This window comes from Desulfopila sp. IMCC35008, assembly GCF_010646885.2.
Classification (GTDB): domain Bacteria; phylum Desulfobacterota; class Desulfobulbia; order Desulfobulbales; family Desulfocapsaceae; genus Desulfopila.
In genome coordinates, this window is the sequence record NZ_CP050700.1 from 5785450 (window position 1) to 5802836 (window position 17387).

At 51.3% G+C, this 17387-nt stretch carries 17 protein-coding genes; 14 read left to right on the forward strand and 3 right to left on the reverse strand.

Annotated features, from left to right (window positions below):
• The first annotated feature begins 147 nt into the window (after nucleotides 1–147).
• The 7 genes from dgoD to gnd all read left to right on the forward strand — a co-directional run bounded on the left by dgoD (nucleotide 148) and on the right by gnd (nucleotide 7103).
• Complete coding sequence (gene dgoD / locus GA520_RS24785) at nucleotides 148–1296, forward strand: galactonate dehydratase (RefSeq protein WP_163336089.1); 1149 nt, start codon at nucleotides 148–150, stop codon at nucleotides 1294–1296.
• Between the two features lie 15 nt (nucleotides 1297–1311).
• Nucleotides 1312–2082 carry a FadR/GntR family transcriptional regulator gene (locus tag GA520_RS24790; RefSeq protein ID WP_163336090.1) on the forward strand — a complete coding sequence of 257 codons (771 nt, stop codon included), beginning with the start codon at nucleotides 1312–1314 and terminating at the stop codon, nucleotides 2080–2082.
• A 75-nt stretch (nucleotides 2083–2157) separates the two neighbouring features.
• Nucleotides 2158–3168 (forward strand): TRAP transporter substrate-binding protein, encoded by a 1011-nt coding sequence (locus tag GA520_RS24795; RefSeq protein ID WP_163336091.1) that lies wholly within the window; start codon nucleotides 2158–2160, stop codon nucleotides 3166–3168.
• Between the two features lie 61 nt (nucleotides 3169–3229).
• Complete coding sequence (locus GA520_RS24800) at nucleotides 3230–3802, forward strand: TRAP transporter small permease subunit (RefSeq protein WP_163336092.1); 573 nt, start codon at nucleotides 3230–3232, stop codon at nucleotides 3800–3802.
• An 18-nt stretch (nucleotides 3803–3820) separates the two neighbouring features.
• A complete protein-coding gene (locus GA520_RS24805) occupies nucleotides 3821–5137 on the forward strand; it encodes a TRAP transporter large permease subunit (RefSeq protein WP_163336093.1) in 1317 nt (438 codons plus the stop codon).
• A gap of 7 nt (nucleotides 5138–5144) precedes the next feature.
• Nucleotides 5145–5651: a gluconokinase gene (locus GA520_RS24810; protein WP_163336094.1), complete on the forward strand. Its 507-nt coding sequence runs from the start codon at nucleotides 5145–5147 to the stop codon at nucleotides 5649–5651.
• 3 nt (nucleotides 5652–5654) lie between these two features.
• Entirely contained in the window at nucleotides 5655–7103 is a 1449-nt protein-coding gene (gene gnd, locus GA520_RS24815) for a decarboxylating NADP(+)-dependent phosphogluconate dehydrogenase (RefSeq protein ID WP_163336095.1), read from the forward strand.
• 246 nt (nucleotides 7104–7349) lie between these two features.
• Here gnd and GA520_RS24820 read toward each other — a convergent pair whose 3' ends face one another.
• Genes GA520_RS24820 through ilvN form a run of 3 tightly spaced genes read right to left on the reverse strand, consistent with a single transcriptional unit; the run spans nucleotide 7350 to nucleotide 10809 of the window.
• Complete coding sequence (locus GA520_RS24820) at nucleotides 7350–9065, reverse strand: thiamine pyrophosphate-binding protein (protein WP_163336096.1); 1716 nt, start codon at nucleotides 9063–9065, stop codon at nucleotides 7350–7352.
• Nucleotides 9066–9091: 26 nt separating this feature from the next.
• Entirely contained in the window at nucleotides 9092–10258 is a 1167-nt protein-coding gene (locus GA520_RS24825) for a pyridoxal phosphate-dependent aminotransferase (RefSeq protein ID WP_163336097.1), read from the reverse strand.
• Between the two features lie 38 nt (nucleotides 10259–10296).
• On the reverse strand, nucleotides 10297–10809 hold the full coding sequence (gene ilvN, locus GA520_RS24830; protein ID WP_163336098.1) for an acetolactate synthase small subunit: 513 nt from the start codon (nucleotides 10807–10809) through the stop codon (nucleotides 10297–10299).
• Between the two features lie 280 nt (nucleotides 10810–11089).
• Between ilvN and GA520_RS24835 the strand changes: the two genes are divergently transcribed.
• The 7 genes from GA520_RS24835 (at nucleotide 11090) to GA520_RS24865 (ending at nucleotide 17381) form a co-directional block, all read left to right on the forward strand.
• Complete coding sequence (locus tag GA520_RS24835; protein WP_163336099.1) at nucleotides 11090–12934, forward strand: PP2C family protein-serine/threonine phosphatase; 1845 nt, start codon at nucleotides 11090–11092, stop codon at nucleotides 12932–12934.
• Nucleotides 12927–15452, forward strand: a complete 2526-nt coding sequence (locus tag GA520_RS24840) for an ABC transporter ATP-binding protein/permease (protein ID WP_163336100.1) — start codon at nucleotides 12927–12929, stop codon at nucleotides 15450–15452. Before GA520_RS24835 ends, GA520_RS24840 begins: the two co-directional genes overlap by 8 nt.
• On the forward strand, nucleotides 15427–15945 hold the full coding sequence (locus tag GA520_RS24845) for a Crp/Fnr family transcriptional regulator (RefSeq protein WP_163336101.1): 519 nt from the start codon (nucleotides 15427–15429) through the stop codon (nucleotides 15943–15945). The genes GA520_RS24840 and GA520_RS24845 overlap by 26 nt, the downstream gene beginning before the upstream one ends.
• On the forward strand, nucleotides 15942–16355 hold the full coding sequence (locus GA520_RS24850; RefSeq protein WP_163336102.1) for an ATP-binding protein: 414 nt from the start codon (nucleotides 15942–15944) through the stop codon (nucleotides 16353–16355). The genes GA520_RS24845 and GA520_RS24850 overlap by 4 nt, the downstream gene beginning before the upstream one ends.
• A 17-nt stretch (nucleotides 16356–16372) precedes the next feature.
• A complete protein-coding gene (locus GA520_RS24855; RefSeq protein WP_163336103.1) occupies nucleotides 16373–16708 on the forward strand; it encodes an STAS domain-containing protein in 336 nt (111 codons plus the stop codon).
• 97 nt (nucleotides 16709–16805) lie between these two features.
• A complete protein-coding gene (locus tag GA520_RS24860; protein ID WP_163336104.1) occupies nucleotides 16806–17132 on the forward strand; it encodes a hypothetical protein in 327 nt (108 codons plus the stop codon).
• A 45-nt stretch (nucleotides 17133–17177) separates the two neighbouring features.
• The gene (locus tag GA520_RS24865; protein ID WP_163336105.1) at nucleotides 17178–17381 is read left to right on the forward strand and encodes a hypothetical protein; all 204 of its coding nucleotides are present in this window, start codon (nucleotides 17178–17180) and stop codon (nucleotides 17379–17381) included.
• The last annotated feature ends 6 nt before the right edge of the window (nucleotides 17382–17387 follow it).

Sequence of the window (17387 nt, forward strand, 5' to 3'; positions counted from 1 at the left end):
GACGATCCTTATTTTTTATTGACTGCTGTGAGTAACCTGGTGTACACATAATTTTATAACCCAAAAATAATATTTTTAAAGCGAGAAAAAATACACCCTGTATTTTCCCGCTCCCTGGATGATAGCAAATTACCAGATGGAGAGAAGATGAAAATAGCACGCTACTCAACCTTTATCGTTCCACCGCGGTGGTTATTTCTCAAAATCGAGACGGATGACGGACTGGTTGGCTGGGGTGAACCGGTCATTGAGGGGAAGGCACACACCGTGGAAGCAGCAGTCCATGAAATGATGGACTATGTGGTTGGCAGGGATCCTTCGCGCATAGAGGATATCTGGCAGGAACTGTATCGGGGCGCCTTTTATAGGGGGGGACCGATACTGATGAGCGCACTGGCCGGAATAGACCAGGCACTCTGGGATATCAAGGGGAAACGGTTAGACGTCCCTGTTCACGACCTGCTTGGAGGCCGATGCAGGGACAGGATCAGGGTTTATCAATGGATAGGTGGCGACCGTCCGTCAGATGTTGGCCAGGCAGCGTTAAAGGCACAGCAAAGTGGTGCTACGGCGGTCAAGATGAACGGCACTGACGAAATGCAGATTGTAGACAGCCACCGCAAGATCGATGAGCTGGTGGCACGGGTGGCGGCAATTCGTGAGAGTTGCGGCCCCTATTTTGATATCGGGGTTGATTTTCACGGACGTGTTCATAAGCCGATGGCCAGGATCATCGGCCGTGAGCTGGAACAATTCAACCTGATGTTCATCGAAGAGCCGGTGCTCTCTGAGCATATCGAGGAGCTGGCTGAGATCAGGAGACATTGTAATATTCCTATCGCGACAGGAGAACGTATGTTCAGCCGGTATGATTTCAAAAAACTTCTTGAATCCGGGGCGGCCGACATTATCCAGCCTGATCTGTCCCATGCCGGCGGTATAACCGAGTGCCGAAAAATTGCGGTTATGGCAGAGGCGTATGATGTCGCTCTTGCTCCCCACTGTCCATTAGGTCCGATAGCACTGGCGGCCTGCCTGCAATTGGACGCGGTGAGTTATAACGCCTTCATCCAGGAACAGAGCCTGGGTATCCATTATAACCAGGGCAGCGACCTGCTCGACTATCTTAAAGACCCCAAGGTGTTTGCGTGTGAAGATGGTATGGTATCTATCCCTGAAGGTCCCGGGCTGGGAATCGAGGTGGATGAAGAAACAGTAAGCCGGATGGCCGAAGAGGGGCATCGCTGGCGTAACCCGGTTTGGCGCCATGACGATGGCTCCCTGGCCGAATGGTAAGGTGCGGATTGCCCCATGACAGACAAACAGACATTTACATATAAAAACCCGGTTTTTGTCAAACACCCCAAAGTCCGTTGGCAGGTGATTGAATATCTCCTGCATCAGGTACTCTCACAATCCCTCCGAGTCGATGAGCAGCTGCCCTCGACAGGAGAGCTGTGCGAGTCACTTGGCGTCAGCCGCACAGCGGTGCGGGAGGCTATTGGCGTTCTGGTGTCAAAAGGAATGATTGCCTCCAAGCAGGGAGAAGGATCGACGGTGCAGCCGCTGTCGTCCTGGATGCTGCTTGATCCTGAGGTGCTTTGCTGGTTGCGCGAGTCGGATATGGCCACCTCGATCATTGAGCATCTGGTCGAGATCCGCCTGATCATAGAGCCGGAGGCAGCAGCGCTGGCGTCGACACGTGGGACCATGGAGCAGTTCATGGCCATGGCGGAAGCGCTTGCTCGCATGAAAGAGGGAGAAAATATGAGAAGTCCCGAGTCGATTCAGGGAGATATCGATTTTCACAATATCATCCTCGATACCTCAGGCAATATCTTCCTGGCCCGGCTGCGGGACCTCTGCATGGTTTCGGTTGAGTTGATTATCCGCTTAACCTTTGAAAAGGTCGAATCAGTATCCACCTCTATTGACAACCATTCCCGGCTCTTTGAGGCAATTCGTGCCAGAAAGCCGGATCTGGCACGCAGCGAGGCAAAGCGTGTCCTTGGTAAAACCGTCTATGATCTGCAGGAACTGAATATCCCGTTTCGGCAGGACATACTACAGCGAATTGAATGACGTTTTTGTGTGAGTCAAACAGGTCCCGAGCCGTAGCGGTTGGGGATCGAAACGCCAAACAACGAGGAGGGCAGTATGTTTAAAAAGGTAATTGGTAGTGTGGCAGTGGCGCTGGCGCTGGCGTGTAATCCGGTTCATGCGGCAAAGTACGAGTGGACGTTCCAATCGTCAGACCAGCCTGGCATTTTCATGTATCAGATGGCTGAAAATTATGGCAAGTGGATGTCTGAAATGACCGACGGTGAGGTGAAGATCTCCGTTGCTCCGGTGGGTTCTGTTGTCCAGTATAACGAAACCCTTGATTCGGTCAGCGCGGGTATTTTGCAGGGTGAGTTTACCGATCCGTCCTATTTCGCAGGGCATGACCCGGCATTCGGTTTGATCGGCAACACTGTTGGAGCATTCGGACATCCATCTGAAGCCCTGAAGTTTTTGAACTATGGCGGCGGTAAAGAAATTTTCCAGAAACTGTATGACAAGTACAATGTGCACCTGATCGGTGTGGTCATTACAGGTGTTGAGGCATTTGTTTCGTCAAAACCGCTCAACGGTGTCGATGACCTGAAAGGGCTGAAAATGCGGGCTCCGGAAGGCATGGTACAGAAGGTGTTTGCCGCTGCCGGTGCCGCCCCTGTCAACCTGCCTGGTTCCGAGGTTTACACCTCTCTGGAAAAAGGAGTGATCGATGCTGCCGACTACACTCTTTTCTCTGTCAATCACAAGCAGGGCATGCACAAGATCGGAAAATATCCGGTATTCCCGGGGTTCCATTCCATGCCGCTGCAGGTCGTGACCATCAACAAAGAGATCTGGGACGGTCTGCCGAAAAACGTCCAGACCATGATGGAAACAGCAGTCTGGCGCCTGGCTACAGAGGTTTTCTTTCAGTATGAGATGCAGGATCTTGAAGCTGCCGCCAAGGCCCGTGCGGAAGGAATTCAGATATCTGACTGGTCACTTGAAGAGCGTGCCAAGTTTAGAAATATTGCTCAGGCACAGTGGGGGAGTGTGACCGAGAAATCCCCGATTGCCAAAGAATATGCGGATGCACTCGTAAAATTTATGAAGTCTCAGGGCTTGATGTAATTAACGGTTTATCAGTCCCGGCCACATTTGTGGTCGGGGCTGATAGTAAAGAGGTTCTGGAATGGATGAACAGACAACGGATATTCGAAGGACTTTGACTGGTCAACCCATGACCTGGCTCGATATATGGATCGTCAGGTTGGGCAACGTTATCGGCTGGCTGTATTTTGTGGCGGTGGTGATTTCGGTGTGCGAGGTCATTCTCCGGTACGGGTTTAACAGGCCCACATCGTGGGCGCATGAGACGACTCTCATGCTGGTCGGGATCGGTATGCTCTGGGGTGGCTCCTATTGCATGGCGGAGGATCGTCATATTCGGGTGACGGTGATCCGGGATGCAATGGGACCGAGGTTAGGGAGAATCGTTGACGTCATCGTCGGGGTGATGAGTCTGCTTTTTTGCGGAGGGCTGGCCTGGGCAGGGTACGTGATGACCGAGAAAGCCCTGTTCGATCCGACGGGTATGTTCAGGCTCCAGCGGTCAGGTTCCGCCTTTAATTCACCGGCTCCTGCGGTGGTGAAGACGGTGCTGTTTATCGTGGTCCTCCTGATGACCCTGCAGGCGATTCAGCAGTTGTGGATAAAGATCAAGATTCTCCGGGAGCCGTTGCCGGAAGAGAACAGCGAACAGTAACCCGGGAGGAGTCGTCACATGTTTGAGTTATCTGCAATTGGTGTCGAATGGGGGACCTTTCTGCTGTTCGGCATGATGATTGTCCTGCTGATCCTGGGAAAGCCGTTGGCCTACCTGACCGGTTTTGTGGCAATGTTCTTTGCTATCGGCTGGTTCGGTCCCAATGTACTGCCGCTGCTCACCAGTCGAATATATAGTTTTGTCGGGGAGTATACCCTCATTGCTGTTCCCATGTTTGTCTTGATGGCGTCCCTGCTGGATAGGACTAATATCGCCAAGGATCTCTATAACGCCATGCAGTATTTCGGCGGCCGGATTCGGGGTGGGGTAGCGGTGCAGACCCTTGTCGTTGCCGTTTTCCTGGCTGCCATGAGCGGTATTATAGGTGGGGAGACGGTCCTACTCGGTATGCTGGCGCTGCCACAGATGCTTCGGCTTGGTTATGATAAAAAGCTTGCCATAGGTACGGTCTGTGCCGGAGGATCGCTTGGTACCATGGTGCCGCCTTCCATTGTCTTGATCATCTACGGCCTGACGGCGAACGTCTCCATCGGGGACCTTTTTACCGGCGCTGTTATGCCGGCCCTCATGCTGGCCAGCTTTTACCTGATTTATATTCTGGTGCGGTGTTATCTCCAGCCGGAGCTGGCTCCCTCGAATACCGAGCGCGACGATTCCGTTTCAATCGGCAAAGTGTTTATGGATATTGCCGCACCGGGTGTGATTATTTTCTTTGTGCTCGGCTCCATCTACGGAGGTATCGCCTCCGTTACCGAAGCGGCAAGTGTCGGCGTGGCGGCGGTACTGGGGCTTGCTGCAGTGCGCAGGGAATTGAAGTTTACCGTCCTGCAGGAGAGTATTGTACAAACCATGCGTACCTGCGGTATGATTATCTGGATAGGTATTTCTGCAAGTGCGCTGATCGGCGTCTATAATCTAATGGGTGGGAATCGTTTCGTCCAGGGGATGATACTGGGACTTGATGTCAGCCCGCTGTTGATTATTCTGTTGATGATGGGAATCCTAATCTTCCTCGGCATGTTTATGGACTGGATTGGTATAGCCCTGTTGACCATGCCGATTTTTGTGCCCATTGTCACGGGGCTTGGGTACGACCCGGTCTGGTTCGGAGTGGTCTTCTGCATGAATATGCAGGTCTCTTTCCTGAGCCCGCCATTCGGGCCTGCCGCCTTTTATCTCAAGAGTGTAGCACCACCCGAAATTACACTTATGGATATTTTTGCCTCGGTATGGCCCTTTATCCTCATGCAGCTCCTGGCCCTCTCTTTAGTGGTGTTGAATCCCAATATCGCTTTATGGCTTGTTAACCTGTAGGCTGGTGATGGTCATTGTACTTATGGGCCCTATGGGTTGCGGAAAAACAACGGTGGGAAGGCTTCTCTCGGACCGGCTGGGATGGCGTTTCGAGGATGCTGATGATTTTCATCCTCCCGCCAATGTGGCAAAGATGAAATCGGGCGTACCTCTCGATGATGATGATCGGCTGCCATGGCTGCAGTACCTGCGGAACATGATAGATGATGCTGTGGGAAGCGAAGAGAATATGATCCTGGCCTGCTCTGCCTTAAAGAATAAGTACCGGGTGGCACTCGGGGTGAACCAGGAATCGGTGGTGTCGGCATATCTCAAGGGTTCCCCGGAACTGCTTCGTGACCGAATAGCGGCAAGAACACACCAGTATATGAATAAGGATCTGCTCACCAGCCAATTGCGGACGCTGGAAGAGCCTGAAGATGGCCTGATCGTCTCCATTGCATCGACCCCTGCTGCGGCAGTTGAAGATATTGTTCAGGGAATATCACAATTTATAACAAAGAAAAGAGCGTAACAAATGGAATATACAATTGGTATTGCAGGGCTGGCGGTCATGGGGGAGAACCTGGTGCTCAATATGGCGTCCAAAGGGTTTTCTGTTGCGGTTTACAACCGCACCTATGGGAAGACAGAAAAGTTTCTCGAGGGCCGGGCTAAAGGAAAGGATATCGCAGGGTACCGGGAGGTTAAGGATTTTGTGGCCAGCCTGGAGTCTCCCAGAAAGATCATGATGATGGTGAAGGCCGGGGAACCGGTGGACCAGTTTATCGAGCAGTTGCTCCCGTTTCTTGACGAGGGTGATATCGTTATCGACGGGGGTAACTCCAATTACCATGACACGGTGCGACGACAGGATTATCTGGAGGGTAAAGGACTACGCTATATCGGCACCGGTGTCTCCGGTGGAGAAGAAGGGGCGCTGAAAGGTCCCTCTATCATGCCGGGAGGGTCCGCCAGCGCTTGGGAACACCTGGAGCCTGTCTTCACCGCAGCCGCGGCTAAAGTTGATGACGGTTCGTCATGTACGGCCTGGATGGGGCCGGGTGGGGCCGGACACTTTGTGAAAATGGTTCATAACGGTATTGAATACGGTGATATGCAGCTCATCTGCGAAGCGTACCATTTCATGAAAGATATCCTTGGTATGGATAGCGGTGAAATTCATTCTACCTTCGCAGATTGGAATCAGGGTGAGCTGAGCAGCTACCTTATTGAGATCACAGCGGACATCACCGCGTTTCTTGATGAGGATGGTTCCCCCCTGCTCGAGAACATCCTCGATGCTGCGGGCCAGAAAGGAACCGGCAAGTGGACGGTTATCGGTGCTCTCGACTACGGTGTACCGCTCTCGCTGATCAGTGAATCCGTCTTTGCCCGCTGTCTGTCGAGCCTCAAAGAGCTAAGGGAGTCGGCAGCACGAGAGCTGGCAGGACCTGAGTGTGTATATGAGGGGGACAGGGCGGCCCTGCTTAGTGATTTGGGGACAGCGCTGTATGTCGCAAAGATTATCTCCTACGCCCAGGGATTCGGGCTGCTGCAGGCAGCCTCGGACCAGTATAGCTGGGATCTGAACCTGGCGGAAATCGCACGCATATGGCGGGGCGGGTGCATTATTCGTTCGGTCTTCCTTGACAGGATTTCTGATGCTTATACCCGTGAGCCTGGGTTGGCGAATATGCTGCTCGATCCCTATTTCAAGGATATCGTGACCAAGGGACAGGCTCGTCTGCGGAATGTGTTGACGGCTGGTATGTCCGCCGGTATTCCGCTTCCGTGTCATTCGGCAGCCCTCAACTACTTTGACGGTCTTCGCACTGCAAAACTGCCCGCCAACTTGCTCCAGGCTCAACGGGATTATTTCGGCGCCCATATGTATGAACGGGTTGATAAGCCACGGGGTGAATGGTTTCACACCAACTGGACCGGTGAGGGCGGCGATACCACCTCCACTGCCTACTCCAAGTAAAACTTCCTCTACCGGGGCCTCAACAGGGGTCCCGGATAATTACCTGAAAAGCCATCTTTTTTGAAAACTAGCTTGACGAGAGATTATTTCCACATTAAAGTAACACAAAATTGAAAAACGTGTTACTTGCTTGCGGCCGTTTTTCAAATAGCGCGCCGATTCGGCAATGTGGTCATGCCTCCTCCTGCTTCTGCCAATGCCACATTGCCGATCGTCGGTGAATTCTCCGGGTCAAATCAAAATACGCTACTTTGGGTCTGATTTGTCCATGTAGGGGCCAAGGATCATGCCGTCATATCCCTGGCCTGCCGGTATTCGGGGATAGAGAATCTCATCCACATCACACATCACCTCAAGGAATGCCGGTCCGGAAGCGCTGAGGAGGTTTTCCATCGCCTCTTTCAGCTGGTTTCTTTCACGAACGGTCTGGTGAAAAACAAAACCCATCTCTTCTGCCACGTTGGCAAAGGCCACGTCCGTAACCTTCCTGGTCCCAACAAAATTGCCATTATGCTGAAAGTGCTGGATGTTGCGGACCATACCGTCACCGTGGTTATTGAGCATCAATACCTTGATTGGCAGTTGGTATTTGCCGATGGTGAAGAGTTCTCCCAGGTTCATCAGCAGGCTGCCGTCGCCGTCGATGGCGATAATCGTGGTATTCGGGTTGGCGTGATGGGCCCCGATTGCTGAAGGCAGGGAAAATCCCATGGGGCCGAAACCGCCTGCGGTGAGAAATGATTTGGGAGAAGGGGTGATAAGATACTGGGCGGAGAGCATTTGGTGGTTGCCTACGCCTGTAGTTATCTTGGTGTTTTCCGTGATGTATCCCGAGAGGAGCTCCAGCACTTCAGCCTGCTGGATGGCTGGTGCCTGGCGATTGAAATTGAGCGGATAATCCTGCTTGAGCTGCAGGGTGTATTTCTGCCATTCACCAATGTCGAGGCGAATGTCGTATTTTTCCGCATAGTTGAGGAGATCATCCAGGGCCGCTTCCGCCTTGCCGATAAAGGAGAATTTCGGTTCCCGTGAAAAACGAACCTCCTGTACTTTTTTCGGATTGATATCAAAATAGGCGATATCGGCCTCCAGGCCTGACTCCCCAACCTTTTGGGAGACCCGATCATCCCAACGTACCCCGAACGCCACAAACAGATCGGTCTTCTGGATGGCCAGGTTGGCGCTGGGAACCCCGAACATGCCGAGCATGCCGAGTGCCCAGTCAGCCTTCTCGTTGAGTACGCCCTTGCCCATAAGACTATTGATGGATGGGACGCCAAAACGTCTGTTAAATGCCCTTATTCGATTACTGGCAGCCTCGGAATTAAGGCCACCCCCAATATATAGGAGTGGACGCTTTTTGGATTTCAGCAGGTCGTAAAACTGACGGCACTGGTTTTCACCAAGATGCCTTTCCTCATCGTACTTATTACGAAACCGGATCGGGTCGATGGCCTGGTAGTCGCCATCTGCCTGCTGGATATCAAAGGGAAAGTCGATAACCACCGGGCCGGGTTTGCCCGATTTGGCATAGTAGTAGGCATCTTTGACCACTTCTTCCACATTCTGGAGTTCTGATACCAGCACAACCTTCTTGGCCGCATCGGCAAAGACAGATTTTACATTGATGTGCTGGAACTCATCTGAACCCAGCCTGGTCTGCGCAACCTGGCCTGCAAACACCAGCATAGGGATCGAATCCGCATGGGCGTCGGCAACGGCGGTGAGGGTATTGGTAATGGCGGGTCCTGAGGTGACAACTGCGATTCCCACCCGTTCGCTTGCCCGGGAGTATCCTCCGGCGGCAAAAGCGCAGGACTGCTCATTGGCGTCTACAATAATCTTAATGTCATGTTCGGCAATGGCGTGAAAGACCGGTAAAATGGTGGCCCCTGAGAAACCGAAAATGGTATCGACCCCCAGATCAACCAGACTTTTTGCTAATATATCGGCGTTATTCATAATTCTGTCTCTTTTTATTGTATCAATTACTTGCCGAGAAAGCGGCGAATCCTCGCTACTGCTTCCTGCATCATGTCTATTTCGGTGGTGTAAGCAAATCGAACATGATGCTCATGCTTGTTGCTTCCGAAATCCTTGCCCGGCGTAATCGCAACACCTTCCTGTTCCAATAGGTCGTAGGCAAATGAAAAACTGTCATCGGTCAGTTCCGAACAGTCACCGTACAGGTAGAAGGCCCCTTCGGGTACGACCGGGAATTTGAAGCCGAGTTCGCTCAGGGCCGGAAGCAGGAAATCCCGACGTTTGCAAAATTCCTCCCGCCGTTTTTCGAGAACCTCAATGCACTCGGGATCAAAGGCCTTGAGAGCGGCAAACTGCGAGGATGCAGTACTTGAGATAAATATATTCTGGGCCAGTCGGTCGATGGCCTCAATATAATGTTCCGGCGCGACGAGCCAGCCGAGCCGCCAGCCTGTCATGGTGAAATATTTGGAGAAGCTGTTGATGACAATGATGTTGTCGGTGACGCTGAGGGCCGAGAACGGCTTACGGCCATATACCAATCCCTGGTATATCTCGTCCACAATCAGCATACCGCCCTTGCCCCTGACCACATCGTAGATGTCTGAAAGCTCTTGCTTGCTCAGCAGGGTACCGGTCGGATTGGAGGGCGTGGCGACCATGGCTGCCCTGGTCGTATCGTCCCAATGTTTCTCGATCAGTTCAGCACTAAGTTGGTAAGCGGTATCGGGCCCCACCGGCAACGGTTTGGCTACACCGTTTACAGCGGCGACAAAATGTTTGTTGCAGGGGTATCCGGGATCTGTCATCAGGACTGATTCACCGGGATTGACAAGCACACCCATTACCAGCTGCAGGGCACCGGAAGAACCTGGTGTGATCATAATCCTTGAGGCTTTAACCTCAACGTCAAATGTGTTGCGGTAATGGTCCCTTATTTTCTCTCTCAGAGGTGGAATACCGGCAGCGGGTGTGTAACCTGTGAAACCAAGGTCCAGTCCTTTTTTCGCTTCATCGATAATGAGTTGCGGGGTGTCAAAATCGGGTTCACCTACTTCCATGTGAATAATCGAGCGACCTTCTGCTTCAAGTTCCTTTGCCCGCGCGAGAAGATCCATCACGTAAAAAGGGGCGATAAAATCCATCCTGCGGGCAATTTGATTCTGTTCCATGCTTTTCCTGCAACGGTGATTGTGTCAGAAACTATTTTTTATTCTGGCAGCTTGTGTGATTCTTCAAGGTTCCGGTAGAGGGCCAAAACACCTGACCTGGTCAGCTTCTTGATGCCAAGAGGGCGCAGCAGGTCGATAATGGCATTAACCTTGTCTTCTGTCCCTGTAACCTCGACGATGTAGGAGTCACTGCCAGCGTTGACGATCTTGGCGTTGAAGATGTCCGCTACCTGGATGAGCTCAGTTCTATTCTGTGGGGTAACGGCGACGCTGATAAGCGCCATCTCCCTCTTGACTGACTTCTCATCGTGAGTCATATCCCGTAATTTGATCACATCGATAAGACGGTTGAGCTGGGCCTGGATCTCGATAAATTGGTCTGGTGTGGCCTTGGTCTTAATGGTAATGCGGGATATCTCCGGTTCATGGGTCGGGGCACCGCAGATGGACTCCATATTGTAACCCCTTCCGGAAAAGAGCCCGGTAACCCGCGAGGTGACGCTGGGTTTGTTGGCCACCAGCATTGTAAGGATATAGATCTGTTCTTCCATGTAAACCTCCTTGACTGCGCTATCTATTCCCAGCCGAAAGAGGCCGGATGAATTTGTTAATAACTGCAAGTACTCTATCGTATAACGGGGGTAACCACAATTTCTTTCTACATAGAAAAAAGAGAGACAACCCCTGTAACTTCCATCTATTACATGATTGTCTGTCCGGGCCGAAGGACAGTATCAAAAATAATGCGATACCATTTGTTATTTTATCCTGGGGTCGTATAATCCTACTGAATCCACATCTTTTTTCATTCCTTTGCCACCTATTGAGACAATGGCGAACAAAATATCGGAGATAATCCAGCCCAGGAGCCTGCAGCAGCGGACGCTGCTGTTCATACTGCTGCCCACCTTCCTCACCCTTTTAATAATGGGGATGGTGAATGTAATCCTGGTCCGCAGTGTACTGCTTAATCAATGGCAACAGACAGCTATTGCAAGGCTTGAGCGTTCTGCGCTTATGATTGACAGCCGGCTGCTGAGGATGAAGCGGTTGTTGTCTATCTTTCAGGGAGAGTCCGGAAAGGAGATGAACCGGCAGGTGAGCCGTTTCCTGATGGACAGGATCAGGAACTCGGATGGTGTTGTTGACGTGAAATTTGAGTGGTTTGGGGAGACCCAGGCAACGTTGTCCGGTGGACGTTCCAATTCGGATTCCGCCAGGATGGCAGGGCGTATGATGTTTCATCGGGTGGAACGGCTTGATGTAACCACTCCGCAGTATGATGAGGAACTGAATGGGGAAACAGTTTCACTGGTTAGCGAGTTTCGGGATGAAAAGGACGAGACACTAGGCCGGGTGGAGGTGAAGATCTCGTTTTACGAGCTGATAGACAACATCTCGGAGACACATGAGAATTATGAGTTGTTCCTGGTTGATAGCAGCGGTAACGTTCTCACCCGGACAGCCTTGATTGGAAAAAGGGATGTTCGCGAGTCGCTTGGAAAATTCGGCGGAGCCAATGACCTTGAGAGCAGAACCCTGGATGAGCTTCAGGAGAGCGAACAAGGAGTCGTTTTCGGAAAAGGATTGCTGCCAAGTGAAATCAGCGGTTTTTTCAGGCTCAGTGAGGCGCCCTGGACTGTTGTCGTGGTAGCTCCCGGTAATCTGGTGTTTAAACCCATACGGCAGTTCAGGTTTTATTATTTACTTACCGGTACAATCGGTCTGTTGTTTGCACTCTGGTTGATTCGAAGGGGTTTGAACAATACGACCGATTCTATCAGGGATGTGACAGTTGCAGCCGAGGCGCTGGCCGCAGGCAAGTTCGGCGAACCCTTAGAGGTGAAAAGCCTTGATGAAGTCGGTGAGTTGACAAGAAATTTTAACGTAATGACCAGCCAGCTCCGGGAGCGGATGCAGCTTCAGCAGGCGATGGGGATTGCCCGGGAGATTCAACAGAATCTTCTGCCGCAGACAGGTTTCCAGGACGGGCCTGTTTCCGTTAGCGGTGCAAGTGTTTATTGTGATGAGACGGGCGGCGATTATTACGACCTGCTTGAGGATCTGGACGGTTCTGGCAAGATGGGGGTGGTTGTCGGGGATGTGGTTGGACACGGAGTTGGCGCGGCGCTTCTCATGACAACAGTCCGGGCACTTGTACGGTGCCGTATGACGCGTCCGGGTGAGCCGTCTGAAGCGGTGACGGATGTCAACAGGCTGCTGTGTCTTGATACCTCCCGGTCCGGAAACTTTGTCACTCTTTTTTACCTTGTCATTGACCTGAAGGAGCGGCAGTTGCAATGGGTTCGCTGCGGGCATGACCCGGCCATCGTCTACCAGGTTGAAACCGATGAGTTTTCCGAACTCCACGGCAAAGGTTTCGTGCTGGGTGTTGATGACAAATGGCTCTATAAACAGAACAGTCGGGAGATGTGCAGTGGGCTGCAGGTAATCCTGATTGGCAGCGACGGCGTCTGGGATGCCGAGAACAGCCAGGGAGAACGGTTCGGCAGGAAGAGGGTGCAGGCGCTGATCCGTGAAAATGCAGCAAAGACACCGGCAAGGATAATCGAAATTATTAACCATGAAATAGTTTGCTTCAGAGGCGATACGGCGCAAAATGACGATATTACATTGGTTGTTGTGAAAATTGGGAAATGCGGTCCGGATGAGTAATCAAAAAAAATCGAAAGTAACCGGCAGATCGCTTTACTACTGGGTGTTTGCAGGGAATGGCAAGCTGCAGGTGGTACTTGGCGTGGTGATCCTGCTGGTGGTCGTTGCCCGTGTCTTGCCGCTTGAGATGCAGAAACGGATTATCAACGAGTCGATCGCGCTGCGACAATTCGATAATCTCCTGGTGTACTGTCTTATCTACCTGGCGTCCGTGGCTAGTGCTTCGGGGTTGAAGTTGGTAATCAACTACCTGCAATCCCTTATCGGGGAGCAGGCTATAATGAATATGCGCCGGGAACTGTATCACCATATCCTGACCCTGCCTTTGTCTTTTTTTCGCAGAACCCAGCCCGGTATGGTGGTCTCTTCACTTATGACCGAGTTGAGTACAGCCGGAACGTTTACCGGTATGGCGCTGGCAGTGCCCGCTACCAATATCCTGACCCTGCTTGCACTGGGCGGTTACCTTTTATGGTTGAATACCCGCCTTGCCCTGGCGACCATGCTTATCTATCCCTTTATTGTTTTTCTGCTCCCTATCCTCCAGAAAAAGGCGAATACGGCAAATGCCGAGCGGGTGGATTTGTCTCGCAGATTGTCGAGTCAGATTACCGAGTCGGTGACGGGTATTCATGAGGTTCAGGTGCATGGAGCGTACCAGCGGGAGAACAGCCGGTTCGACAGTCTCGCCGAGACGCTCAGGAAAATAAGGATTCGCTGGAGCCTGCTCCGCTTTGGCATTAAGACGGCCAATAATTTCTTTGTCAGCCTGGGGCCATTTATAGTATTCATTTTCGGTGGTTATCTTGTCATGATGGGTCAGTTGGAGCTGGGTGCCATGGTCGCTTTTTTATCTGCCCAGGAGAAGTTGTACGATCCATGGAAGGAGTTGATTGACTTTTACCAGATCTACCAGGATGCCAAGGTTCGCTATAGTCGGACCATGACCCATTTTTCTGCAGAACCGGAGTTTGATCCCAATGAGTACAAGGGAGAGAGTCCGAAACTTGTAGGTAATATCGAGGTGAAAAACCTGGTGTTTGAAACGCGAGAAGGCGTGCGGTTGCTAAGAGGCGTACATTTTTCCTTGACGAGTGGTGAGCACATGGCTCTGGTCGGTTTTTCCGGGAGTGGAAAATCTACTCTGGCCCAGTGCCTTGCCAAGATGTACCAGTACAATGCGGGGACCGTAACCATCGACGGACACGATCTTAATGAGATGACAAAGACCGATGTCGTTACAAATGTCGGTTATATAACACAGAGTCCGTTTGTCTTTACCGGTACCATCATGGAGAACCTCGTTTATGCCGAACAGGCGTCACACGATCTCGAGCAATGTAGCAGTACGCGTGAGAAGTATGTACAGCCACCCCTGGACAGACTCATCCTTTCGTTGCAACAGGCGGGGCTTTTTGTGGATGTGATGCGCTTCGGTCTTGAGAGCCATATCGATATAAATGATAGAGTCATGGCAGAAAAGATCATCAGGATACGCAAGAATTTTCGGCTGAATTTTGGTGAACAGCTGGCTGATTATGTGGAATTTTACCGGGAGGATAGCTACCTCGACCATTCTACTGTTGGCGATAACCTGTTGTTTGGCGCGGCGGAAGATCGGTCTATTACCGTTGAAACCTTACTTGAAAATAAGCAGTTTCTCGTCTACCTCAAAGAGCAGAATTTGGTTCAGCCGTTGTTGACACTGGGTGTGGAATTGTGCCAACAGACCATAGATGTGCTGCGCGGGATCGGGAAAGATGAGTTCTTTTTCAGGTTCAGTCCGGTGCCGGCGGCCCGGCTTGATGAATGCAGTGCACTGCTGGTGCGTTTGCAAAATAAGGGAATGAAAGGACTGCCCGATACGGATAAACAGCTGCTGCTGCTGCTGGCACTTAAATTCATACCGGCAGTGCATAAAACCGGCTCCCTGGATGCAGGCTTGAAAACGGCGGTGTTGGAGGCCAGGCGGTCGTGCCAGGTCTGGCTTGATACACATTATACTGGTGGTTTCACCGATTATGATGAGTCCGAGTATATCTTTGGGGAATCTATTCTCAATAATATATTTTTCGGTCGTGCCCGTTCAGATCTGCCGCATGCCCAGGAGAAGATCAACCAGGCGATAGTCCACCTGTTGATTGAAGAGGACTGCCTGGAGGAAATCGCTGCTCGGGGTATGGAGTTCGAGGTTGGCAGCATGGGCGATAATCTCTCAGGCGGGCAGCGTCAGAAACTGGCCATTGCCAGGGCCTTGTTAAAAGAGCCGCCGATTCTCATTATGGATGAGGCTACCTCGGCGCTGGACAATAAATCTCAGGCCCGGATACAGCGTTTGATGGAGCAGCGCTGGAAGGGAAAACGTACCATTATCTCAATTGTTCACAGGCTCGATAATATCGATACTTTCGACAAGATAGGGGTGATGAAAAGCGGAAAAATGATGGAGTTCGGCACCTACCAGGAGCTGATGGACAGGAAAGGGGGACTGTATGAGCTTGTTACCGGAAAACGATAGGCAAGAGCAGGTTGCCGAATACCAGCACAGCCTGGAGCTGTTGGAGACGCTGCCATTGTTTAAGGGGCTTCCAGGCAGGGTTTTAAAGCTGTTGTCGTTTCTTTGCGAGAAGGGGGTCTATGCCGCAGGGGATACCTTGCTCGGGCAAGGGGATGATCCCGGTTTGGCCGTGTATGTGATGACCGGCGAAGTAAAGGCTTTGCCTCCTCAAGACTCAGACGCCGATACGGTCACCGGATTTACAGCAGGTGCTTTTCTGTGCGGCCTTTCCCTGCTTGGTTCGATGCCGTCTTTTTATACTTTAGAGGCGGTCGACAAAACAGAGGTGTTGCTCCTGCGCCGGGACCAGTTCCAGAGCATAATAGAGAAGTTTCCCGAGGTGGCACCACTGCTCATTCAGACGATTTTGCGTCTTATTCGGGAGTGGGATTCGGATCAGCTGTATACAAAGGAAGGTCATCCGGGAAGAGAATATGGTATAACATTATTATGAACACGCAATTTCATCTCAAAACCTGTTTAAGTGAGCTGGATACCTTGTGTGCCGGTATTAGTGCATTAAAGGAAAGGCTCTGCTGCAGCGATAAGAAAATTCTGGAGCTGGGCTTGATTGTTGAGGAGTTATGCGCAAATGTGATTATGCATGGTGGCACGCAGGGTGCATCTGAAATAGAGGTGAAACTTGAAAAAGACGAAGATGATCTTATCCTTACGGTCAGTGATGACGGACCACCGTTTGATCCGACAAGGTCCCCGGTTGTCGATATTCAAAAGCCGCTGTCCCAGCGTTGCCCGGGGGGGCTCGGCATCCATCTGATCCAACATTATACCGATAGCCTTGAGTACAGGCGGGAAAACGATAAAAACATAGTTTCGATCAGGAAGCGTCTTGGTGATGGTTGAACTATTCAGGAGAGACTATGAAATACACTGTAGATAAACGAGATGATACGGTCATAATCAAACCGACCGGGCGCCTTGATTCCATGACCTCCCCAGCCTTTGAGGATGATCTGGGACAATATCTCAGCCAGCCGGAGGGAAACCTGCTGATTGACTGTGATGAACTCGATTATATATCGAGCGCCGGCTTACGTGTCATCCTCAATACGGCACGAACCTATAAAGCGGCATCCAAGATGTTTGCAGCGTGTTCCATGCAGGATCATGTTCGCGAGGTCTTTGAAATTTCAGGATTTGACAGCTTTATCGATATCTATGATACAGCTCTGGAATTTTTGGGTGGAAAGGCGTAACCAGGAGAAATGATAAAATTTTAGGTGAGATAATATCGAGCCGTCAGGTTGGTGTGGGTTGTTTCCATTCTAATTGATGAATACCGGTGGAGATACTATGTCTTTGATTTACCCATTTTTCTTCCAGTATGATGTGCAACCGTCCGTACAACACCCCGAACGCGACACCTTTGCCGGTGGGATTGCAACGGTCATTGTCTTTGCGGAAAACAGTGAACGGGGTCAGGCCAGGGCAAGTCGTCGGGTGGGACGGAATAAGTGGCAGATTACAGAGGTAAAGCGCTCCATGGTTATTGAATCATACCATGTTGACAATCTTGACGGTGAGTTAAAACGACTGTATACAAAGGCTGAACAAAATGGTATCGCCGCCGTCTTCGACGGTTGGGAAAAGACCGGGGTGCGGCACTGCTATCATGGCTGAGCCGGACTGCTTCGGGTGAAAAAATTTAGGGACGGGAGGGGTTCATTGAGTGATGAAATAGGCCGGAGGATGGTTCAGGCCCTGAAAGAACCACAGAAAAGTGAAAGCAGTGAGGCTTTCGTAAAGGCGATGGAGTTGACCAAAGCCTATGTGAGCTCCGGCTCGGTGACTCATTTCAGTGCTGTTGCCAGAACTTTTTACGATCTTTTTGAGATGTTTGAGACGGGGAAAGACCCGCGTCAGAAATAGCCTGCG